The sequence below is a fragment of the Microbacterium mcarthurae genome (genome assembly GCF_046064585.1).
Classification (GTDB): domain Bacteria; phylum Actinomycetota; class Actinomycetes; order Actinomycetales; family Microbacteriaceae; genus Microbacterium; species Microbacterium mcarthurae.
Genome location: NZ_JAROCE010000002.1, coordinates 438,970 through 461,471, shown reverse-complemented (window position 1 = coordinate 461,471; position 22,502 = coordinate 438,970). Strand labels below are relative to the sequence as shown.

General features: G+C 65.6%; 19 protein-coding genes and 1 pseudogene. 16 read left to right on the top strand and 4 right to left on the bottom strand.

Translation table 11 applies throughout. The features are described 5' to 3' along the window. The first annotated feature begins 121 nt into the window (after positions 1 to 121). From P5G46_RS08770 to P5G46_RS08750, 5 genes are read left to right on the top strand one after another with little or no spacing between them, the layout of a single operon-like run. On the top strand, positions 122 to 1,699 hold the full coding sequence (locus P5G46_RS08770; protein WP_408905488.1) for a hypothetical protein: 1,578 nt from the start codon (positions 122 to 124) through the stop codon (positions 1,697 to 1,699). Next, positions 1,696 to 2,856: an AAA family ATPase gene (locus P5G46_RS08765; RefSeq protein ID WP_005055282.1), complete on the top strand. Its 1,161-nt coding sequence runs from the start codon at positions 1,696 to 1,698 to the stop codon at positions 2,854 to 2,856. The genes P5G46_RS08770 and P5G46_RS08765 overlap by 4 nt, the downstream gene beginning before the upstream one ends. Next, positions 2,853 to 5,096: a TniQ family protein gene (locus P5G46_RS08760; RefSeq protein WP_101305218.1), complete on the top strand. Its 2,244-nt coding sequence runs from the start codon at positions 2,853 to 2,855 to the stop codon at positions 5,094 to 5,096. The genes P5G46_RS08765 and P5G46_RS08760 overlap by 4 nt, the downstream gene beginning before the upstream one ends. Continuing rightward, a complete protein-coding gene (locus tag P5G46_RS08755) occupies positions 5,093 to 5,302 on the top strand; it encodes a hypothetical protein (protein WP_133177970.1) in 210 nt (69 codons plus the stop codon). The genes P5G46_RS08760 and P5G46_RS08755 overlap by 4 nt, the downstream gene beginning before the upstream one ends. 21 nt (positions 5,303 to 5,323) lie before the next feature. Then, positions 5,324 to 5,731 (top strand): hypothetical protein, encoded by a 408-nt coding sequence (locus tag P5G46_RS08750; RefSeq protein WP_043341843.1) that lies wholly within the window; start codon positions 5,324 to 5,326, stop codon positions 5,729 to 5,731. Here the strand turns inward: P5G46_RS08750 and P5G46_RS08745 are convergent. Together P5G46_RS08745 and P5G46_RS08740 are read right to left on the bottom strand one after the other, a co-directional pair. Next, positions 5,728 to 6,534, bottom strand: a complete 807-nt coding sequence (locus P5G46_RS08745; protein ID WP_005054963.1) for a metallophosphoesterase — start codon at positions 6,532 to 6,534, stop codon at positions 5,728 to 5,730. The genes P5G46_RS08750 and P5G46_RS08745 overlap by 4 nt on opposite strands. Before the next feature lie 80 nt (positions 6,535 to 6,614). Then, a complete protein-coding gene (locus P5G46_RS08740) occupies positions 6,615 to 7,076 on the bottom strand; it encodes a hypothetical protein (RefSeq protein ID WP_005054965.1) in 462 nt (153 codons plus the stop codon). Positions 7,077 to 7,593: 517 nt separating this feature from the next. Here P5G46_RS08740 and P5G46_RS08735 point away from each other — a divergent pair. The 5 genes and pseudogenes from P5G46_RS08735 to P5G46_RS08715 all read left to right on the top strand — a co-directional run. Further along, positions 7,594 to 7,743, top strand: a pseudogene (locus P5G46_RS08735) (translation initiation factor IF-2 N-terminal domain-containing protein); the annotation flags it as partial. 42 nt (positions 7,744 to 7,785) lie between these two features. Then, positions 7,786 to 9,405, top strand: a complete 1,620-nt coding sequence (locus tag P5G46_RS08730; protein WP_230007221.1) for an AAA family ATPase — start codon at positions 7,786 to 7,788, stop codon at positions 9,403 to 9,405. Next, the gene (locus P5G46_RS08725; protein ID WP_005054969.1) at positions 9,402 to 10,505 is read left to right on the top strand and encodes a hypothetical protein; all 1,104 of its coding nucleotides are present in this window, start codon (positions 9,402 to 9,404) and stop codon (positions 10,503 to 10,505) included. The genes P5G46_RS08730 and P5G46_RS08725 overlap by 4 nt, the downstream gene beginning before the upstream one ends. A 216-nt stretch (positions 10,506 to 10,721) precedes the next feature. After that, complete coding sequence (locus P5G46_RS08720) at positions 10,722 to 11,918, top strand: hypothetical protein (RefSeq protein WP_165801300.1); 1,197 nt, start codon at positions 10,722 to 10,724, stop codon at positions 11,916 to 11,918. Beyond that, on the top strand, positions 11,881 to 13,137 hold the full coding sequence (locus tag P5G46_RS08715; protein ID WP_005054973.1) for a hypothetical protein: 1,257 nt from the start codon (positions 11,881 to 11,883) through the stop codon (positions 13,135 to 13,137). The genes P5G46_RS08720 and P5G46_RS08715 overlap by 38 nt, the downstream gene beginning before the upstream one ends. Before the next feature lie 305 nt (positions 13,138 to 13,442). Here the strand turns inward: P5G46_RS08715 and P5G46_RS08710 are convergent, their stop codons facing one another. Beyond that, positions 13,443 to 13,877 (bottom strand): hypothetical protein, encoded by a 435-nt coding sequence (locus P5G46_RS08710; RefSeq protein ID WP_101305219.1) that lies wholly within the window; start codon positions 13,875 to 13,877, stop codon positions 13,443 to 13,445. 482 nt (positions 13,878 to 14,359) lie between these two features. Here P5G46_RS08710 and P5G46_RS08705 point away from each other — a divergent pair, with 482 nt between their 5' ends. The 4 genes from P5G46_RS08705 to P5G46_RS08690 all read left to right on the top strand — a co-directional run bounded on the left by P5G46_RS08705 (position 14,360) and on the right by P5G46_RS08690 (position 19,219). After that, a complete protein-coding gene (locus tag P5G46_RS08705) occupies positions 14,360 to 15,271 on the top strand; it encodes an alpha/beta hydrolase (RefSeq protein WP_005054979.1) in 912 nt (303 codons plus the stop codon). A gap of 43 nt (positions 15,272 to 15,314) precedes the next feature. Continuing rightward, a complete protein-coding gene (locus P5G46_RS08700) occupies positions 15,315 to 16,928 on the top strand; it encodes a flavin-containing monooxygenase (protein WP_005054981.1) in 1,614 nt (537 codons plus the stop codon). Positions 16,929 to 16,978: 50 nt separating this feature from the next. Next, entirely contained in the window at positions 16,979 to 17,434 is a 456-nt protein-coding gene (locus P5G46_RS08695) for an acyl-CoA thioesterase (RefSeq protein WP_230005328.1), read from the top strand. Between the two features lie 69 nt (positions 17,435 to 17,503). Then, complete coding sequence (locus tag P5G46_RS08690) at positions 17,504 to 19,219, top strand: helix-turn-helix domain-containing protein (protein WP_101305220.1); 1,716 nt, start codon at positions 17,504 to 17,506, stop codon at positions 19,217 to 19,219. A gap of 82 nt (positions 19,220 to 19,301) precedes the next feature. Here the strand turns inward: P5G46_RS08690 and P5G46_RS08685 are convergent, their stop codons facing one another. After that, on the bottom strand, positions 19,302 to 20,672 hold the full coding sequence (locus tag P5G46_RS08685; RefSeq protein ID WP_005054987.1) for an NAD-dependent succinate-semialdehyde dehydrogenase: 1,371 nt from the start codon (positions 20,670 to 20,672) through the stop codon (positions 19,302 to 19,304). Between the two features lie 212 nt (positions 20,673 to 20,884). Between P5G46_RS08685 and P5G46_RS08680 the strand changes: the two genes are divergently transcribed. Beyond that, positions 20,885 to 21,637, top strand: coding sequence for an enoyl-CoA hydratase/isomerase family protein (locus P5G46_RS08680; RefSeq protein ID WP_005054989.1), 753 nt, complete (start codon positions 20,885 to 20,887; stop codon positions 21,635 to 21,637). Continuing rightward, on the top strand, positions 21,634 to 22,482 hold the full coding sequence (locus P5G46_RS08675; RefSeq protein WP_005054991.1) for a 3-hydroxyacyl-CoA dehydrogenase family protein: 849 nt from the start codon (positions 21,634 to 21,636) through the stop codon (positions 22,480 to 22,482). Before P5G46_RS08680 ends, P5G46_RS08675 begins: the two co-directional genes overlap by 4 nt. Positions 22,483 to 22,502 lie beyond the last annotated feature (20 nt).

Below are 22,502 nucleotides of genomic sequence, written 5' to 3'. Positions count from 1 at the left end.
CGGGGAAGCGGGTCTCATCGATACCCGGATGTCACGGACGGGTGCGGCACTGACAAACTTCGACCCGCGGTGGGTTGACGCCGCGCGAACGATACTCGATGAGCAGGACGATCAGTCCAAGGTGCAGAAGAAGATCATCCTCGCCCGGATCCGCGCACGCATCGAGAGACTTCACGGCCCCGACGTCGTCACATTCCCGTCCACCGCCAGCGCATACCGGGGCTTGGACGAGCTCACCCGCGGACGAGGCACTTTCGCGGGTTCCACGAAGGCAAAGAGATCGATCGCGAACCGGCCCGCCGCTCCCTACGGACGGTTGACCGCGTCACGTCCCGGTGAGTTCGTACTTCTTGACACCACCCCACTGAATGTGTTCGCCGTCGCTCCGGTGACGGGCAAGTGGGTCTGCGCGGACCTCACGGTCGCGATCGATCTCTACTCACGGTGCATTCTCGGGCTGCGCTTGACGCCAGGATCGACCAAGTCCATCGACGTGTCCGGTGTTCTCGTCGAAGCGATGCTGCCGTTCGACCTACCGGGCAGTTGGGATACCGCCGCTCGTGTCCCGTATCACGGCGTGCCTGACACGGTGCTCGTCGACCCCACCCGAACCGATGTCGCCCGTTTCACACGCGCCGGCATCTTGCCCGAGACGATCGTCGTGGACCACGGTCGCCCTTTCCTCTCCGAGCATGTCACCACCGCGTGCGCCCGACTGGGCATATCAATCCAGCCAGCCCGTATCTACCAGCCCACCGACAAGAGCCCGGTGGAGCGCTTCTTTCGCACTCTCGACTCTCTCCTGCAGGAGCTCCCCGGCTACAAGGGTGCGGACGTGTCGGGTCGTGGGGACGATGTTGAGGGTGAGGCGGTGTATACGGTTCCGCAGTTGGAGCAGATCATCCGCGAGTGGATCGCGACGGTCTATCACCTCCGCCCGCATGAGTCGCTCGCCGATCCCAGCCTCCCGGGTGTGAAGTTGAGTCCGGCGCAGAAGTATGACCAGGGGCTCGCTGTCGCGGGTTCGCTGCGGATGCCGACGGACCGGAATGTGCTGTTGGAGCTGCTGCCGGTGGTGAAGCGTCAGTTCAACCACTATGGGGTGGAGATTCACAATCTTCGCTACACGGGGGATTCGGTGGCGAAGTACCGCAACCGGGCCCGGTCGATCCACCGGGACACGGGCACGGAGTGGCCGTTCGTGGTGAACCCGGACGACCTGACGAAGATCTACTTCCACGACCCGGAGGATCACACCTGGCACACCCTGGAGTGGGAGCACAAGGACGCGTTCGACACCCCGTTCAGTTTGGACGCGTTGGAGTATGCGAAGAAGATTGCGATCCGGCAGGGCCGCCCCTCGCAGGTCGATGATGTTGCCGCGCAGTTGCTCGAGGACTGGGGCGCGGGCCGAGGGTTGACACCGTCGGAGCGGCGGATGAGCGCCCGGATGGCGGCCCGCCTGGATGAGAAGAACCCCGATCCGGAAGGGGTGTGGTCGTTGCGGACGGTGCAACGGATGCTGGACGCAGAACTCACGGCCGGGTCGGACCTGGCGACGGAGCTGACCGGCGGGGTGAGGGATCCGAGGACACGGGTCGATGTGCCGGAGACCGGAGATGATGACGACGAGGACGACATCGACGAGCCCACCATCCGTGGCGACTACCGCTTCGAGCCGATGGAGATGCTCCGATGACAACCACCCAGCCCCAGCCGCAGGCGGGAGCACGGCAGCGGAGCCTGTCCACCTACGAGGGGTGGAACGACTTCGCAGAACGCCCAGCCCGGACCCGTCCGGACACCCTCACGCTGAAGCGGCTGGCGGCGCTATCCACGCAGGAGCGTGTCGGGTATGACTTGGCGCGGCGTCAGTGGCACGCGAACATCCTGCTGCGCACCCGACAGGTGCAGGAGATCGAGTTGCAACTCGGCGACATCCTGGACTCGAACCTGCAAGACGCCGACCGGGTGAAGTCAGCGGCGGCGATCGACGCGCCGCCGGCGCTCGGGAAGTCCACGGTGGTGAACAACTTCGGTCGAGTGTTCCACCAGCAGCGGATCGCGGAGGCCGGGGAGTGGCTGGATCAGGACCGGGACGTGCGGCACCTGCCGGTGTGTCATGTGACGTTGACGGGCCGGCCGACGATCAAGGGTCTGCACATGATGATCCTCGGGTTCTACGCCCACCCCGCCACCGCCGGGATCCTGCACCGCTCGATGGCGGGTAGAGATCTTGCCCGGGCAGCCGCGGAGTGCATCGAACGCCACGACACGCGCCTGGTGATCGTTGATGATCTCCACTTCCTGCGGATGAATACCCGTGACGGGGTAGAGGTCGCGAACCAGTTGAAGTGGCTCTCGAATGAATACAACGCCACGTTCCTGTTCGCCGGTGTCGCCCTCCGCAAGCGGGGACTCGTCGGGGAGGGCCAGACCGGCGAAGGCGCAGCAATGGCGCAGACCTTCCGACGGTGGACAGTCCTCAGCCTGGAACCTTTCACCCTCGCCCACAAACGCGGCCGCGATGAATGGGACCGGCTGCTGTTCGGCATCGACCAGGCCCTCGTGCTGACCGACGGGAGAGACGGGATGCTCGTCGACCTCTCGCGGTACCTGTTCGCCCGCACGACCGGGAACATCGGGTCGCTGATGGACCTGATCCGCCGCGGCGCATCGCGCGCAATCCGCACCGGCAGGGAACGCATCGATCGGGAGCTGCTCGATGATATTCGCATCGACGAGGGCGCCGAGACGGAACGTCGTGAGCTGGAGGCGAAGCTGGAACGGCAGCTTCGAAGCCAGAGAGCGGGCCGCCGCCGAAAGACCCAGGGTGGCGAGGTGGCAGCCGCATGACCGGCAAGGCCGCGACGCGTTCCGACGAGGTGCGGGTGCTGCCGTTTCGGGTGCGGCCACTGCCGGATGAGCCGTTCGATTCCTGGCTGGAGAAGATGGCGGCCACCTATGGGGCGACGATGAACGAGATGGCATGCGCGCTCGGTCTCATCGAGCAGGAGAAAGGTTTGGCTGTATCGGCGACCGCGTGGATGGCGGACAAGTGGGCCACAACCCTCACCGAGGAGCAGGCTGCCCGGCTTGAGGCTTCCACGGGCATCCCTGCCGATCAGTTTCACGAGATGACGAGGATGCGCTTCGCCCGTCACGCGATCCGCTATACCCGGCAGGGTCGGATCAGCGCGCAATGCCCGGCTGCAGGGACCGCGGGACGATACTGCCCGGAATGCCTGGTCGATTCGGGTGGACGGTGGCGGATGTCGTGGCAGTTCCCGTTCGGGTTCGCCTGTGCCCGCCACCGCCGCCTTCTCGTGGATCGGTGCCAGACCTGTGATCTTCCTGCCCGACACCGCGCTCACCCGCTCGCACTTGTTCCCGTTCCCGGGCGTTGCCACAATCCCGTGCGGGGTCCGGGGAGGGGTCCGCAGGCCAACCGGTGTCGCGCGGACCTCACCGAGGACCGGACCCGCACGCCGGTGCCGCAGGCGGTGCTGGATGCGCAACGGGCGATGATGCGCATCGTCTCCACCGGTCAGGCGCAGTTCGGGATCTATGCTGATGCACCGCAGCCGGCCGTGCCTGTGTTGGAAGACATTCGGCTACTGTCCCGCACCGCGCGGGACGCAATCGTCGGCGGTCACAGCATCGACGCGAGCCCGCTGGGCCGGGAGCTCATTGGGCTGTTCGAGATGAGCGAGGACTGGACGAGGGCGATCCGGGCGCGACCAGACTCTGCCGTCGGGGCCGCTGTCGGCACCACCCTCGGTCACCGCGCACTGACCAATCCGGCCGCGATCATCTCCCTGCTGCAGGGGCGGCTGGCGCACAGCACGTCGTACACCGCGCACACACCACAACTACAGACCCTGATCGCGGCCGCGCTGGGTCGCCGCCGCCGCCCCACCGTGTTTCTGCAGTCCGCACCGCCGTCGGGCGTCAGCCCGGAAGAGCGAGCACGGAAAGTGCCGGCACAGTTGTGGGGGGACTGGATCGCCCAGTACGCCCCACTGCGGGTCGACAACGAGATCGCCGCGTCCGCGCTGGCAGCAGCGGTCGTGTTTACCGGCACGAGGCTCACACACTCCGCCGCGCTCGCGCTGCTCGATCCGCACGCACCGTCACGGCAGGTGACGCACGTGATGCGTGAGCTGGGCCGCAGCACTCACCACGTGACGACCCTGCACGCGGTCCTCCGCCTGGCAGCTCTATTGGACACGCAAGACGTGCCCATCGACTACGCCCGCCGCCGCCACCTCGACTACACCGATCTCCTGCCCGAATCACAGTGGGGGCAGCTCTGCCGGGACGCGGGCGTGTCCCCAGGGAGCGGACGACGCTGGGAGTTGGCGCGCGCAGCCCTGTACCAAGAACTCTCCGGGAACCCGCTGCGTGCGATGCCTACGGCGTGGCACACGACCAGGGCGAGCCCGCCCGCCGTAGCCCGCTTCGTAGAGGAGCTCCCGCCGGCGGTGCGGGCGGCGCTCGATCAGATCGCCGCAGAGTTCCTCGTCGCCAACGGCATTCAGGAGCCCGTCACCTGGACACCCGAACCCACCCCTCAGCTCCCGGAAGTCGGACCCCAGATCGCGCCGTCGTGGCCGCCCATCCGGCCGGCACGAGCGACAGCGACAGAAGCCATGCCACCAGACCGGCTGACGCAGGTGTACGCGGCGGGAGCTTCCACCTACACGATCGCCGCAGACACGAGGGTGTCTCGGCAGACAGTGGGTCGCATTCTCGCCGACGCGGGCACCCGGACTCGAAGGGGACGACCCCGCACCTTCGACCTCGACCCCCGTTGGCTCCGCGATCACTATGAAACGAAGCACTGGACCATCGCACAGATCGCGCAGCTCGCCGGCTGTAGCGAGATGACCATCAACCGGCATTTGCATAGCGCCGGCATCCCGGTCCGCCCACGCGGGGCGCGCATCAACGGGTCTACCTCGGACGCAGGCAGGCAACGATCTGACCCGCCCGCCCCGCGGGGCCCATCACAGGCTCACGGACTCCGTCGCAGCACTCCCGTCGAGCCATCGACGAATACTCGAATTCCAGACACGCGAAGGACGTCGGCATGACGCAGAAGAAACGAACTTCCAGTCGGCTGCGGCACGACGCGCGGGAACGCGTGAAGGTGACAGGAGAGAAGTACACCACGGCGCTGAAGGCAGTCATGGATGCGGGTTCATCCAGCAGCCGAGCTGGAGGACGAGATCAGGGCGAGGAGCCTGCGGGTCCCGCCGACACGCAACGCGCACCCGACGACACCCGTGACCGGAGCTGAGTCCGGGGTGGGATCTCTGCGATGACGGTCGAGGGCAAGGAATGCGTGGTGTCGGCCGACTCAGGCCGGGAGGACAAGCCGTGGTCGGCACCTCACCTCGCGCCGCTGTTCATTGAACTCACCGCTGACGAGACGGCGCCGGTGTGGGCGCGTCGCGCTGTGACATTCCTCCATCGCTACGCCCGCGAACACGGCCAATCCCCGACCTTCCGGGAAGTATTCCCGGAGCTCGCGTCGCACGATCTCAGCGCCGCGGAGCATCAGGCTGCCTGGACGTCGTCGTCGCCGCGGTACCTGACGATGGTGCACTGGCAGCGTTGTGGATGGATCCGCTTCCGACGAGAACCGCGGACCCTCCGATCCGGCCCCGCGGCAGGCGAACTGTTCATACCGTCGCCCGCGCCGAAAGCGCGTCCGAGGCAGTCCTAAGCCTTGGCGGTGTTCCCGGGGGAGTCGGGGTGGGAAGAGTAGAGCGCGCCGAGGAGTTCCTCCAGCGCGACGCGCAGTTCGTTGTAGCCCATCGTGTAGAACATCGCGTCGGAGTTCGAGGTTTCGGTGGCGTCGAGGTTGGCGAGGAGTTGACGGGCTTCACGGACCGCCACATCGAGCCACGGCTCGACATCCGGTAGGCCCCGGACCCACTCGTCGATGACGGTGAACGGGATGGGCGCGTATGCGTGGGCGTCGACGCCGACGTGGAACTGGTGCCCATTCGGGCCGTGGTCGCGTGCGTGCGTGTGACCGTGCAACAGCGGGATCCCATCGTCCCAGCGGGGCCGGTGCGACGTGTGTCGGTCCGACTCCTGCGAGTCGCCCTTGTACGGGTAGTGGGATGCGAGGATCCGGTAGCCGTGCCGGGTGCCTTCGATGACCTCCGGCAGAATCGTCCACCCGGCCGCCTCGTAGAGCGGCGCGAACCGTTCGATCGCCTTCCTGGACTGTGTCGCTGGTGAGACCCGGTCATGGTTCCCGGGGACGAGGTACCGGTGACCGTTCAGCTGCGCGGTGAGGGTGATCGATTCCTCGATCGGCCCGAGCGCGACATCCCCGAGATGTAGCACCACATCTGTCGGGGCGACCGTCTCGTTCCAGCGGCGGATGAGCTCGGTGTTCATCTCGTTGACGGTGGTGAATGGACGGTCCGCGAGTTCGCTGATCCGGGCGTGGCTGAAGTGGGTGTCCGCGGTGACGTAGTCGACTCGGTCGAAGTCGAACCACGGATACTCACTCACGGCTAACGCTCCTCGCATGTGACGGATGTCTAGCAGAATCTAGCGGTGTCTAGCGTTTCGGTAGACACCGCTAGATGTTCCTAGAGTTCGTCGAGATCGATCCCGAATTTCCGGGCGAGATCGGAGCGCGCCACCTCCGCACTGTCGGCGGGACGCTCCCGGGCGATACGGGCGATTTCCTCGTCTTCCGCCGCATCCTCCGTGGCGGCGACCGCTGCCAGCTCATCGATCAGGACAAGAACGGGTGTGCCGTCGGCGGTCGCGCGGCGGCGGATCTCGGCGGCGGCATGGCCGAGGGTGTACATCCGCTCCCACGGGTGCTCGCCGTGGCGAGCGATGGCCACGGTGTCGCGGGTGTAGCTGCGCTCATCGCCTGGGACGAGCCACCGTTCGGTGCCGTCCGAGGCGAGGAAGAAGTCGACGTAGCAGTTCCCACACGGCATCCGGTAGACCCCGGGCTCGGTGGGGGCAGAGTCGGTGCTACGCGCGATCATGTCGCGGATGATCCGCCCCCAGTCCGTGTTGCCGTCAGAGTGTGACATCGGCCAGACCCTTCGTTTGGCGAACGGAGTAGTCTCTCACACCGGTGAATTTGTGTCCACTGATTGGGTCAGAGCCTGTTCGAGTCGAGTGGTTGCTCTCGCTCAGGAAGTCTCGCCCGTCGTGAGATGCTCGCCTCATGGCATCGCACACTTCAAGCGGCTGAAAGCGGCCCCAGAAGACCTCATCGACATCCAGCGCTGCGTGACGTTCGTCGCGGGCATGGGCCTGGACCCCGTTTGGCCCGAGGCCCAGCAAGGCCTAGCAGCCGGTGGAAGGCCATTTCACTCGACGCGCTGGACCGATCACAACTCAATGGGTAGCCCACCCGAGGCACATGAACGTGCTGCTCAAGGCGCGCCGCCTCGGTGGGACGGCGGACGGCGACTGATATATCGAGCCGTGTCATCGCAGCCGGTGTCTGCAGCATGCAACAGACTGATCTGGCAACCCGGCTTCGCCGGTAATGCACAGCCCCTGGCAGACACAGCGGGCCAAGTGACCACGAGCGGAGAACAGATGGCGAAGATGCGAGTGCACGAGCTCGCCGCCGAACTGGGAGTCGACGCAAAGGCCGTCTTGGTCCGTCTGCGAGAACTTGGTGAGTTCGTCAAGAGCCCGTCTTCATCGATAGAAGCTCCAGTTGCTCGCAAGGTGAGGGCGTCGTTCGGTGCCCGACCCCCTCGACCCGGTTCGCCTCGGCCATCGCCGATGCGACGTGAGCACGTAGACCCGCATGTCGATCGGCCGGGATTCGATCCGACCGCACCATCCACTCGACAGTTCGGCTGGCGATCGGGCGCTGTGGCGGCGCCCCAGCACCCAGACCTGCTGGCAAACGTCGAGCGCGTTCGATACAAGTACCCGGTCCTGCGTGACCACATCGACGCTCTGCGAAGTCTTGGCTCCCAGGTGGTCTACGCGGGGTTCTGCCGTCAGGATGGCTTCAGGGACTGCGCGATCGTCCATGTGCGATTCAGTGGAGCGATCGAGGCCGGGTTTGGGTTTACCCGCGAGGTGATGATCTTCTACAGTCCGCATGAGGATCTCCAGGGCCGGACCTTCCAGGCTGCGGCCCGCGAGCTCGGTGGCGCCGATCGTTCCATCACTCCGGACATCTTCTTCATGTGGTCGCCCGATCGGCGTCTACAGATCAAACTGAACGACTGGTCGCGCCCCGCGAAACTAGCGATCCCGCTCTTGATTGACGACGAAGACGAACTCTCGCTAATTACCCTTCTTCGCGACTACATCTATGCCCGAGACCTCTTCTACATGACGACTCCCGTGTATGGCGCGAGCTTCTTCGGCCGCAGGACACTGCTGCAGTCGATGCGTGACGACGTGTTCAACCAGCGAGTCACAGGCGTCTTCGGACTGCGGAAGTCGGGCAAGACGAGCATCCTCATGCAGCTTAAGGAGGAGTTGCAAGAGGACAAAGTGGTGACCGTCCTCATGGACCTGGAGGCCTTCCCCTCTCCGCCGGAAGACCCCACCGACGACATCGTCAGCGATCTGCGTCGACGACTGATTGCTGAACTCAAAGCTCACAAGCTGCGCACCCAAGAGCTTTCGCAGCTGCAGGAACGCCCGAGCATCCTCGACCTGAAGAACGCTCTCCAGGCGATACTCAAGCATCTCCACAAAGACGGGCATAGGATCCTGCTCCTCCTGGACGAGATCGAGTACTTGACCCCAGCGGATCGCATCGATATCGCTGAAGGCGACATGCCACGCATTGCGCAGCTGCTATCGGCCCTCAGGAGCATCGTGCAGGAGTCTGAGAACTTCACCTTCGTGCTGTCCGGCCTTACAAGCGCCATCGTTGAAGGTGGACGACTGTATGGTCGACCGAATCCCCTCTTCTCTTGGGCGAAGGCCGTGTACGTGAAGCCGCTGGAGCGAGAAGAGGCGGACGATCTCGCGAGCACCGTCGGCGGCAAGATGGGCATCCAGATCGAACCTGGTGCGCTCGAGGCACTCCACGAGGCGTCCGGTGGTCACGCCTATCTGTATCGAAATCTGAGCTCAGCCGTCGTGCAGCACCTTCCGACCGACGTCTTCCAACGTACGATGACTCGCGCTTCCGTGCTCACAGAACTTGATGATTGGAAGAGTCGCGTCCAAGGCAACATTGAGGAGATGGTCCAACACGTCAAGCGCTACTACGCGAACGAGGCCGTCATGCTGGACGTGCTGATGGACAGTGCAGCCGACTTCAAGGAACTCGCATCCAGCGAGCACGTCGCAGTTCGTCGACTGAAGGACCTGGGTCTGATTCACGAACAGGACGGCGAGTTCGAAGTCAGCGTGATCCTGGAGCTCGTATGAGCGCGACCGACTACTCCGACTGGATACTGGGCGTTCACCGAAAAGCGGAGCAACTCCGCGTCGTGTTCCTGCAGCTGGGCTCGAGCAACGAGCCAGCCCGCCGCGCTCTGGGGGCTTCGCAGGTGAACGTGACGCGCGTCCGGGACTACTTGCAGCCAGATGGCCCACTTACCACCGGAACAGTCGTGATCGACGGGATGGAGTCGCTCACGATGCAGAGTGAGGCCACTCAGATGGGTGCGCTACGCGAGCGCGTCTTCAGCGACGTCGAGGCCGGCGGCAGGGTCATCCTCCTCTCCCGGGCGCCTCGGATTGCTTTCCCTCCAGTGGTCGGGAGTTCGCTCCTTGACGACGCCAGCCTGGCGCATGCTCCGGTCGTCAAGAGCACAGGCGCTCACGAGTGGCCAACGTGCGTTGAAGACGGCGCCTCCCCGGCCGACGTACTGTGCCGGGCGCTGACAGAACTCGGTATGGACCTGGCTGCGTCTCTCGATCGTGTCGTGTACGAGAGCCTGCTGATTGGCCAGAGCGCGCTGGGCCTGCTCAACGCGAGGGAGCTTGAGGCGCTGGATGGTTCCAGCCTTACAGCGCCCGACGGTGCGACTCGGACATGGAATTTTCCGAAGCATCTCGGACCGCTCAAGAAGGCGCTCGACGAGGTTCTCGCGGATGCCCTCGATCCTCAGCAGCAGCTTGCCGAGGTGAGTTCGGGACTCTGGAAGATCGAGCGGATCATCCGACGCGAAGTGCGTCGGCGCGCAATCGCCGCATGGGCGGAGAACTGGCGCACGCAGTGCCTGAACGGCGACCTTCCGGAAAAAGTGCTCGAGCGAGCGAGCGAATCGGCATACATGGGCGCCACGTCGGTCAAGCAATTGCGCGACCCTCTCGAATGGCTCTCACTCGGGGAGTTGCTCCAACTAAAGGACCGTTCCCAGATCGGCGACTTGGGGTTGAGCGCCGCTCACTGGCGACAGTTCAGCGCGCAGATCATGCCGATTCGGAATCGTCTGGCACACATGCGCAGTCTTCGGCCCGAGGACGCCGCCGACGTCGTCAAATGGCAGCGAGTGCTCGAAATGCGATTCCCCACAAATTGAGACGAGCGCACTGCGAGGAGCGTACGCCCGATCAGTAGGCTCATCTCGGTAGCGGGTGAGGAGATTCGAATGGCGGAGAGCACCACTGCCGATCTGGACGTCAACAGGTCCGACCGGCGACTCGGGCGCGCTGTGACGCGGGTTCATCAAGCCTCGCGCACAATCGACCCGGCTCTGAGACCCAGACTCGAGTCACTACTTCACGCAGGCGAAGCGATGGACTTCGTCGCCCGCATCCATGGATTCTCCGACCCCTTGAGTGCATCCGCCCTCGAGTCTTTCGCCGTCCAGGCAGGAATTGGAAGGCAATCACTTCACTCGACCGTGCTGCCGGCGCTGAAGGCTGCCAATGTTGCAGACTTCGCGCTGGACACACAAGGCGTTGTAATCGAGGTGCAGGAGTTTCTGGGCGTAACCGGGAACCTCATCGAACAGTCCTACCGCGTTCTACAGCAGCTCAACCCGACCATCGATGAGATCGTAACGCTGCACTCGATCGAAGTCGCATCGTTCGCCCCGTTGACGACCACCCAACATCTCGACCAACTCCACCGACGAGGATTCAACGACCAAGTCAGCGAAACCGGTCTGAACCTTGCACTGGCGACAGGCCTTACAAAGCGCGTCAACTCCGTCGATCTCGCCGAGGACGTAATTTATAGCCCTTACGTGTGGGAGTCAGGACAGATTGAGATCGCGTCGTTCCTCCGTGGCCTTCCCCCGGGCGAGCGCGACGCGCTTCTCGGCATATGTGAACAGGCAGCGCAACACCCCGGCCTCGCACTTCCACTCCTCGCGCAACCGACCCCCGGCGTGTTCGGCGCAGCACAGAAGGTCGGACTCGTCCAGGCCGCCACCGTCAAGTCGACGGGAGGATCCGGAGCGCAGACATATGTCTTTTCACCTACTCTCGAGTCGGAGGACGACCGGCTCACAACCACCGAGGCGCTGAATCAGCGCAAGCTTTTTGTCGCCCACATGCTCTTCGGGCATGAACGAGCGGAACGTAGCGGCGGTCGAATACACGATCCTGTGGTCCTCGTGCGGGCGCTCCTAAACCGCGGGAGCGTTGGGCCTGCGAGCAACATCAGCACCGACTACCACCTGCTTGAGGCGCACGGCATCGTTCGCGTCCGTGAAACGGACCACGGCCGGGCATACCTCGAACTTGTGAAGGAGGAGATCGTCGAAGGCGGGCTCGCGTGGCTTCAGAACTCATCAACGTCCGCAGGAACGACGGACCCGACGGTGAACCTCCTCCGAGCTCCAGGCGAGTTCACCAACCCAGAGCAAACACGTGCGGGCGCGGGCGACCTCGGAGCCGCTGACGAGATCGCGAGATCAGCGATCCTCGAGCTGAGAAAGGAACTGCAACGTGCCACCCGTCAAGACCGACCCGCTAACCCCCGGTGATCGACTCGAATGCCGCGTAGGCCAAGTGTGGTTCTGGGAGGGGTACTTCACTCGGGTAGGCATCGACCTCATCAGCTACTACGGCGCGGAACTCATCCAAGTCACCGACCTGGATCTACTCGCCATCGGGCTTGGTCCCGGGCTCGAGAGTCACCGGACCATTGGCGAGTCCAAGAGCGGGACGGGGAAGAGCGCGCCGAAACCACTCGACCGTATTGTGTGGCTACGCGGACTGCAAGAGTTGGTAGGCGCAGAGCGAGCGGAACTGACTGTTGCCTCGAGCGTGACGCCCAGAACCCGGGAGCTGGGCCGCCATTCCCGCGTCAGCGTCGAATCGATCAACGACCTCCAGGCGCGAGAGGCCGCACTTAATCTCTCGAAACTCACAGATCTTGGGGCCCACGGACCCAACGCCCTGCTTCTGCGGCGCACAGTCAAAGTAGTCAGCAAGGACGATCCCACGCTCGGACCTGCGTTCAAGTTCCTCACTTCCACCGTGTGGTTTCTAGATCCGTTCGCTGCACTGAAGCAGAGCCTGGGTCTACTTGAGACGCTTTGCCAGCGCTGGACGCCCGGCGTCAAGGATGACGAACAGCTCGCGGTACGGTGGCTCATTTCAGAGACCCTCAGTATCTGGGTACTCAACCTCGTAACGATCGTGGGATTTGTCCGCCCGATGGATCCGAGTGCATTCACAAGTTTTCTTCGCGAACGCCTCGCAGACGGAGTTGTGCCCGCTCAGCGCATGCGCCAGTTGTCGCGCGACTTCGACAAGTTCATCAGTGGACTGCTCGCGGCGGCGAAGGCCTCGCCCGAGGTGCGGACTGAGGCCATGGGCGCGTTTGAGCCCTCACCGCCGGAGTGGGCTGACTCTGCTGCAGAACTCGCAATCCGGCTAGGCCGTCAGCCCGCGCTCCGAGACTTGCCTCGACAGTTTGATCTCGTCGTTCACGAGCGGCTAGCTCGTGGGCGAGACATCTCAGAAGCTGCGGGGGCTCAGCTTCGACTCAATGATCCGGCGGCAAGATCAAGCGTGAGCCTCATTGCAGCGTTCCTGCGAAGCTTTGGCTCTCTGAAGGACGACATCAGCGAGCTTCTAATCGCAGGGTTCGGTAAGCCGGCGCAGGCGCCGCCCGAGCCTGCACCCCAGCAAGAGATCGAAGCGACTGCTCTCACACTGCCCGGCCTCGACGCCGCTGACAGCGTTGCCGAGGACTGACTGGCGTGGGGCTGTAGGGATTCGCCATTCCCCACGGAATCCTGAGCCTTCGGCCACTGCCAACTACCGGGGATTCCCGGCATCCTCGGCCATTTCCAACGGGAACCTACACGTCGTCGAGGTCGTCGTTGCAGTGAGCTTCCGATGGTCGGCGACATGCGCGGGTTCGTCGCGGGGGCCTTCGATCTCGAACCCGCAGACACCGCAGCTATGCAGCCCGATGCCGTCGACGTCGTCCGAGGGGATGTACATCGTGGTGGGCTCTTCGCACATCAAGCAGCGCATGGTGTCTCCGTTCGTGATTGTCAGGTGATCGGTTGGACGGTGGCGGAGTATCCGCGGTGGGAGCCCCAGGCCGCGGCGATGCGGTCGGCAATGTCGCGGTCCTCGCCGAGGTATGGCCGGTATCTCTTGCCGCGAGGGTCGGTGATCACGACCTGGACGACGCCGGCGGGCTCGCGCACGGTGACCCTGGCGGCGGGGATCGGATATGCCTGGACGCGACCGGCGATGATGAAAGTCGGGTACAGGTCGCGTGCGAGCTCCGGGGCACGGAACACGTCGTGAACCCACGCCGTGATGGCGAGCGCGCCGGCGGGGCTGAACCCGATGAGGCGGGCGGGGAGTTGCTCGAGCCCGGCGCGGACGAAGTAGTGCTCGTCGACGAGGATCGGCGTCGGCGGGAGCAGGGTTTGCTCGTCGTGGGCGGGGTAGATGGTGAGGCTGGTGCGGCTGTTCATGAGGCGCTCGTTCATGCGGTGCGGCGGATGCCGGCGGCGATGATGTGGGCCTTGGTGGGCCGGGAGTAGAAGCCGAAGCTGTCGTCGTCGTCGGAAGCGGAGACGGTGGCGGTGAGTAGATCTTCGCCGTCCGGCGTGTGCTGCCGTCGCTCTCCGTGGAGATGGAATCCCGGCTGTCGGTCTCGTCCTGGCGACGGTCTTCACGCAGAGCGGCTGGGTCGGAGCAATGGCGGTGACCGCCGCGACTCTCGTCGTGGCGGCGCTGATCGTCTGGCACCGTGCCCGATCCGGTCTCGTTCGTGCGCTGGATCCTGATCATGCCGTGCGCCGGAGCCGATCTCTGTCGTGGTCACCGGGCAACCCGGGTGAGCTGTTCCAAATCGGCACAGCGCTGTGGCGGAATCCTCCCTGAGAGTAGAGCTCATCCACCGAGTGGTCGCCTAGTTCCTGCAGGCGCCGAGCATCAACGAAGGAGTTATGCGATGTCCTCGTCATCCACCGCGACCGCAGTCGTCCCGAGCGCCCTGCGTGATCTGTATCTGGGCTGGTCCGAGCTCATGGCCACCCACGAGCTGGACATGCGGCTGTTCCGCAGCATCTTCGATGAATGGCACCAGCCGACCATCGAACCGGAAAATGTCACCTACAAGGAGGAGACGGTCGGCGGCGTGCCCGGCATCTGGGCGTTCCCGGCCGGAGCCGATCGCTCCAAGGTCCTCCTCTACACGCACGGCGGCGGGTTCGCCGTCGGCTCTGCGGCCAGCCACCGGAAGCTCGCCGCGCACGTCGCGAAGGCGGCCGGGGTAACAGCGTTCGTGCTGGACTACCGTCGCGCGCCCGAGCACCCGCACCCCGCCCAGGTAGACGACGGGGTCGCGGCGTTCGAGGCCCTGCTGGAGCGGGGGGTCCACCCCGAGGACGTCACCACCATCGGCGACTCGGCGGGAGGCAATCTCGCCATCGCCATCCCGTTGGCGTTGAAGGCGAAGGGACGGCCGCTGCCCGGGCACGTCATCGCGTTCTCCCCGTGGCTGGACATGGAGAACCGCGGCGCGACGCTGGTCACCAACGATGCGACCGACGCGCTGATCTCCGTGCCGCTCCTGGAGGGCATGATCGCCGGCGTGCTGGGGGAGACCACCAGCCCGTCGGCGCCGCTCGCGAACCCGCTCTACGCGGATTTCACCGGGTTCCCCCCGCTGTACGTCAACGCCGGTTCGGTCGAGTCGTTGGTCGACAATGCCATCCGCGTGGCAGAGCGCGCCAAGGGCGCCGGCGTTGACGTCACCCTGCATGTCGCCGAAGGACAGCAGCACGTCTACCCGTTCCTGGCTGGCCGCGACGCGGACGTCGACGCGGAGCTTGCGGCGATCGGCCAGTGGCTTCGCCACTGACCTGCAGCACCCCACCCACCTCATTCACCGAAGGAGTTGCACCATGACATCCACACAGACCACGGACTTCGACGCGATCGTCGTCGGCGCCGGTTTCGGCGGCATCTACCAGCTACACACCCTGCGCGACAAGCTCGGCCTGCGCGTCCGCGGGTTCGAGAAGGGCGCCGGCATCGGAGGAACCTGGTACTGGAACCGGTACCCCGGCGCCATGTCCGACACGGAGAGCCCTTTCTACCGATACTCGTTCGATGACGAACTGCTGCAGGAGTGGGACTGGGCCCGCAAGTACATTGACCAGCCCGACATCCTCCGCTACCTTGAGACCGTCGTCGACCGGTACGACCTCCGCAAGGACTTCCGGCTGAACACCGAAGTCACGTCGATCGTCTTCGACGAAGCCACCAACACCTGGACGGTCGGCACCTCCGCCGGAGAATCCTTCACGGCCCGATACGTGGTGGCGGCGCTGGGACTGCTCGCAGCAACCAACATCCCCGACATCCCCGGGATCGACTCGTTCGAAGGCCGCCTCGTGCACACCGCGGAGTGGCCGGAGGACCTGTCGATCGAGGGCAAGCGGGTGGGGGTCATCGGCACTGGCTCGACCGGAACACAGTTCATCGTCGCCGCGGCCAAGCAGGTGTCGCACCTGACCGTGTTCCAGCGCTCGGCGCAGTACAGCGTCCCCTCCGGCAACGGACCGGTCGGCCCGGGGGAGGTGGACGGATACAAGTCCCGGTTCCCGGAGATCTGGGAGCAGGTCCGAAACTCCGGCGTCGCCTTCGGGTTCGAGGAGTCCACCGTCGCGGCCACCGATGTCGACGAGGCCGAGCGGGAGCGCGTGTTCCAGGCGGCATGGGACCGAGGCAACGGATTCTATTTCATGTTCGGCACGTTCAACGACATCGCTATCAACCCGGAGTCGAACGAGGCAGCCGCTGCGTTCATCCGCCGCAAGATCGCTGAGACGGTCAAGGACCCGGAGACGGCGCGATTGCTCACCCCGACCCAGCCGTATGCGAAGCGGCCCCTGTGCAACCAGGGCTACTACGACGTGTACAACCAGGACAACGTGAAGCTGGTGTCGATCAAGGAGAACCCAATCGTTGAGATCACCCCACGAGGGGTGAAGACCGCGGACGGTGTTGAGCACGAGCTGGATGTGCTCGTGCTGGCTACCGGGTTCGACGCGGTCGACGGCAACTACCGCCGCATCGACATCCGCGGGCGCGGAGGGGTGAGCGTCGACGAGCACTGGGCCGACGCCCCGACCAGCTTCCTCGGCATCATGACGGCCGGATTCCCGAACATGTTCATGATCCTCGGCCCCAACGGGCCGTTCACCAACCTGGTGCCCAGCATCGAGGCGCAGGTCGAGTTCATCACGACTCTGGTGACCGAGGCGGAGCGGAGAGGCGGGCTCATCGAGGTGTCGCAGCAGGTCGAGGACGAATGGACCGAGACCTGCACGACGATCGCAAACTACACGCTGTTCCCCAAGACCGACTCGTGGATCTTCGGGGCGAACATCCCCGGCAAGAAGCACGCCGTGATGTTCTACCTCGGCGGCCTAGGCGCCTACCGCGGCCTCCTCTCGGAGATCCAGGCGAAGGACTTCGAAGGATTCAGCATCGGACAGCCCATCCCGGCCTGATCGACGGTAACCGTAGGCCGGGAGTGTGCTTCCCGGCCTACGGTCGTCCTATGAGCGACAACATGTCAGAAGACGTCACCTTCCGATCACGCCGCTGGGTCCGTCCCGAGGACCTGAACGCGTACGGCACCCTGTTCGGCGGCAGCCTGCTGCGCTGGATCGATGAAGAGGCCGCGATTTACGCCATCATCCAGCTCGGAAACCCTCGGGCGGTCACCAAGTACATATCCGAGATCGACTTCGTCAGCTCCGCACGACAAGGTGACCTGATCGAGATGGGACTGCGCGCCACCGCGTTCGGGCGCACCTCCCTCACGATGCGCGCCGAGGTGCGCAACATGATCACCCGTGACCGCATTCTGACGATCGAGAAGATCGTCTTCGTCGGCCTCGACGACCACGGCCAGCCCATTCCTCACGGCTACACCGACATCACCTACGAACGCGACCGGCTTCCCCACCACCATGGACTCATGCGCACAGAGGATGGATCCACAGCGGACTAGGTATTGGCGGGTCCTAATAGGGAGGCGGATACTGGGTGGGACCACTTGCAGTGACGCGAGGTCCCAGCTATGTCCACCGATACCTATTCCGCCGCGAGCGCGCGGCAGGCTCGTGAACGCCTTCTCGAAGCTGGCGTCGGCGCGCACGGTCTCACTCCCCGAACACTGAACGTCCCCCCGGTGATCGAGCGCAGTTGGCGTCGCTCGTTCACCACCGGTGGCGGCTACGATCCGACGGCGACTCCTGCCTACCACCCGTTCTCCGAACCGGCGGGACGCTTTCAGGACACCGCTGAGATCGTCCTGGCGCGATGGGCGGAATCACTCGCGGACATGCGTGTCGCGCTGCTGGTCAGCGACCGATCCGGACGGATCCTCGCCCGAAAGGTGGGCGACCCGAGCCACGCGAGACGGCTCGACAAGGTGTCCGCGGCCGAAGGATTCGAATTCTCGGAGTCCGCGCTGGGCACGAACGGACTCGGAACGGCGATCGAGGAAAGATCCGCAGTGTTCGTGCGCGGCGCCGAGCACGTCAACGACCGGCTGCAGACCCTCGCCTGCGCTGGCGCCCCCATCCACGACCCTCTTTCGCGGCGGGTCATCGGCTCGCTCGCCCTCGCCTCTCCCGTCGGGGCGTCCCACCCCGCGATGCTCGCGATCGCGAAGCAGGCCGCTCGTGACCTCCAGGACGCGCTGCTTAACACCGCACCGCTGGAGCTGCAGGCGCTGCTGGCCCGGTTCGCGGACGGTACCGCCCGCCACCGTGTGCTGGCCATCGGCCGTGGCGGCGTGCTCGCCTCGACGGGCGCGTTGCCGATGCTCTCGGCCGAGCGGCACGTGACCCTGTGGGACGAGCTCCAGGCCCACCACTGGCAGGGGGATGTCGCATCCGTCTTGCTCGCGGATCGGCCGAGCACTGCCCGCCGCATCGTGAATCGGGCAGGGGAGAGCATCTACCTCGTGGAACTTGCCGAGTCCGAGCCGGCCGCAGCGCCGGAACCCACCCGGCTTTCCCGCCTTGCCGCGCACCTCGACGTGCTCGGCCGCAGCAGCGGGTGCATCGCGATCCACGGTCCGCGCGACAGTGGGAAGACGCTTCTCGCCCAGCTCTGGCTGCGCGAACGCGATCGCCACGACCCGGTCGTCATCGGCGCCCCGGCATTTCGGGAACCGGGGGCCGTGGCCACGGCGGTGCAGGCGCTGAGCACAGGTACATCGGTGGTCGTCTGCAGCGTCGAGTCTTTGACCGACGTTGACTTCCCGGTCCTGCAGCAATTGGCTGGCGCGGCAGATCCCGTCCGGTCCGCCCGGGTGGTGTTCTGTGTCGCAGACGACCTGACTGGCGTCGTCGTCGATTTCCTGGGCCGCCAAGGGCCGCGGCTCGATCTCCCTGCGCTGCGCGATGACCCAGACCGTGTCATCGGCCTGGCTGTGAGACTCGCTCAGGAGTACTCGGTGACACTGAGTCCTGCTGTGCTGCAGGCGCTTTCCCGGTGGGATTGGCGTGGTGGCGCCTCGGAGCTGCGGGTTCTGATTGCCGCGATGGTGGTGCAGCGTCCCGGCGGCACCGTCCTGGACGTCGACCTTCTGCCCGCCGAGATGCGCACACGTGCCCGCCAGCTGCGCGGCATCGCCGCATCCGAGTACCGGGCGATCGATGCGGCGCTGCGGGAGGCGGACGGAAACCGTTCGCGTGCAGCGGAGATCCTCGGTATCGGGCGCACGACGCTGTACCGGAAACTGCGCGCGTACGGTTTCGACGGGCAGAACACCCTGATCTCCTGAAAACAGCGCCCCCGCCTGCCGACCAGGGAGGCCTGGATTCGCAGTTGCGTACTCGGCGCGGCGGAGGCGTTACACGGGGATATCAGGCGGGGGTTCGGATGAGCTTCTTGTTCGCGAACTCGTCCATGCCGTACCGGGCGAGTTCGCGTCCGACGCCGGAGCGCTTCACGCCGCCGAAGGGGAGGTCCGGTGCGCTGCGGCTGGTGCTGTTGATCCACACCATCCCGACCTCCAGTTCGCGGGCGATCTGCGCGGCTGCCAGAGGATCCTGCGTGAAGACGCTGCTGGACAGCCCGAAGGGCGACTCGTTGGCCAGGGCGACCGCGGCCTGCGGGGAGGGCACCCGGTACACGACCGCGGTCGGTCCGAACAGCTCCTCCTCGTAGGCTCGCATCAGCGGGGTGACCCCGGTGAGCACGCTGGGCGGGTAGAAGGCGCCCTCTCGGCGTGCACCGGGGGCGATGTGCAGGGTGGCGCCCTTGGCGACCGCGTCCTCGACGAGCTCCTCGAGCTCATCTCCGGCATCCGCGGACGCCAACGGGCCGAGGAACGTGTCGGGGTCCGTGGGGTCGTCGGGGATGATCTTCGTGATCGCGTCGATGAACTTCCGAGAGAACTCGTCGTAGACGGCATCCACGACAATGAACCGCTTGGATGCCGTGCACGCCTGGCCGCCGTTGGCGATGCGGCCGCGTACGCCGGCTGCCACGGCCGCGTCGACGTCAGCATCCTCTAGGACGATGAACGGGTCCGAGCCGCCCAGCTCGAGGACGACCTTTTTCATGTGCCTGCCGGCCACCTCGCCGACAGCCGAGCCCGCCTTCTCGGAGCCGGTCAGCGACACCCCTTGCACGCGCGGGTCGGCGATGATGCCGGCAATCTGGCGGCTGTCTACGAACGCGTTGATGTACGCGTCGGCTGGAAGCGCGGCGTCGTGGAGCACGCGTTCGATGGCGAGGGCGGACTGCGGGCAGTTGCGGGCGTGTTTGAGGATGATCGTGTTGCCCAGTGCGAGGTTGGGGGCGACAAACCGGGCCACCTGGTAGTAGGGGAAGTTCCACGGCATGATCCCCAACAGCGGCCCGATCGGCTCGGTGCGGACGAGCGCTTCCCCTCCGCCGACGATGTCGAGGGTCTCGTCGGCGAGGAACGCTTCGGCGTGGTCGGCGTAGTACTGGTAGATCGAGGCGACCAGCTCGACTTCCCCGCGGGCCTGCGTGACGGGTTTGCCGACCTCGAGTGTCAGCAGCGCGCTCAGTTCATCAATGCGGTCCCGGTGCAGCTGCGCCGCGCGTGCCAGGATCCCCGTCCGTTCGGCGAGCGGCAGCTCCCGGTACTTGCGGTAGGCCGTGTGCGAGCGGGCGACGATGTCGGCCACGTCCGCATCGCCGATCACGGCGTACTCGGCGACCGTCTGACCGGTGGCTGGGTTGATGGTCCGGTATGCACCCATCGTGGTCTCCTCGCTTCATTGCTGTCGTGCGTCTCACGGGCCACGCCCGCCCAGATCGGCGGTCGTCTGGCGCGGTACTGCCCTCTCAGCCTGTCGCGCCGTGGCCGAGTTCGTCCAATACTGATCCCGGTCCAGATTGATGACGATGGCGCATCAGATGTACGTGGATCGGGTATTGGACGCGCATTGATCGGTGATGGGAGGCTGGGACGGTGACCACTCTGATACTCCGCGAGGGCGCGGACCGGCTTCACGTCGAACTGAACCGTCCTGACGTGCGAAACGCGATCAACGACGACATGGTCGACGAACTTCACGCGGTATGCACGAGCCTGGAGCGAGAGCCCCGCATCCTGATTCTCACCGGAACCTCTACGCCCGAACGGGGTGTGTTCGCGGCTGGCGCAGACATCCGGCAGCTGCTCGAGCGCGGCCGCGACGAAGCGCTGGCCGGCATCAACTCCGGGCTGTTCATCCGTATCGCGCGGCTGCCGATGCCGGTGATCGCTGCGGTCGACGGGTTCGCGATCGGGGGCGGTGCGGAACTCGCGTACGCGGCCGACATCCGGATCGCGTCCACCCGCGCCGTGTTCGGCAACCCCGAGACGGCGATCGGAATCCTGGCCGCGGCCGGGGCGACCTGGCGGCTCGCCGAGCTGGTGGGGGAGCCGCTGGCCAAGGAGATCCTGTTCACGGGGCGCCGGCTGGACGCCGAGGAGGCGCTGCGGTGTGGGTTGGTGGCCTCGGTGCATGAACCCGACCAGTTAGCGGCGGCGGCGGATACCGTCGCCGATCGGATCGCTGGCCAGGATCCGCTCGCCCTCCGCGTCTCGAAGCGCGTGCTCGCTGCGCCGCGGGACGCCCACCCCCTTGTCGACGAACTCGCGCAGGCGATCCTGTTCGAGTCGGACGCCAAGACGCAGCTGATGACCCGATTCCTCAACCGTTCTCAGGAGACCCGATGATCACTGTTCCCTCCACCGTCGGCGTGATCGGGGGCGGCCGCATGGGCGCCGGTATCGCGCAGGTATTCGCTCAGGCGGGCGCGCAGGTCACCGTGATCGAACGCGACCCGGCAGCGGCGGGCGCGGCCGCCGCGCGGTTGGCCGATGGGATCCGCAAGGCCGCGGAGCGGGATGCCTCGGTCGACGTCGACGCAATCGCCGGCCGCGTCGCGGCCAGCGCCGACTACGAGGCGCTGCGGAATGCCGAGCTCGTGATCGAAGCGGTCCCAGAGACATTCGCACTCAAGGTCGAGGCGATGCAGAGAGCAGAGGGGATCGTGGAGGAGTCGGCGTGGCTGGCCACGAATACCTCATCGTTGTCGGTGACAAGGCTCGCGGCGCAGCTCGCGAGGCCGGAGCGCGTGTGCGGACTGCACTTCTTCAATCCGGTGCCGCCCTCGTCACTCGTCGAGATCGTGCTGACGCCGTCGACCGACCCGGACCTGCGGCAACGGGCGGAGCAGTGGGTGACATCGCTGGGGAAGACCCCGATCGTCGTCAACGACGCGCCCGGCTTCGCGAGCTCCCGCCTGGGCGCGGCAATCGCGCTGGAAGCGATGCGGATGCTCGAAGAGGGGGTGGCCAGCGCTGAGGACATCGACACGGCGATGGTGCTGGGATACCGTCACGCGACAGGTCCGTTGCGCACCTCCGATCTTGTCGGGCTGGACGTGCGTCTCGGGATCGCCGAATACCTCTATGAGACGCTCGGCGAGCGGTTCGCCCCGCCGCAGATCCTCCGCGACAAGGTCGCGGCCGGGGAGCTGGGACGCAAGACGGGACGCGGCTTCTTCGACTACGCGTGAGTCGTGGCCGGCTGGACGCC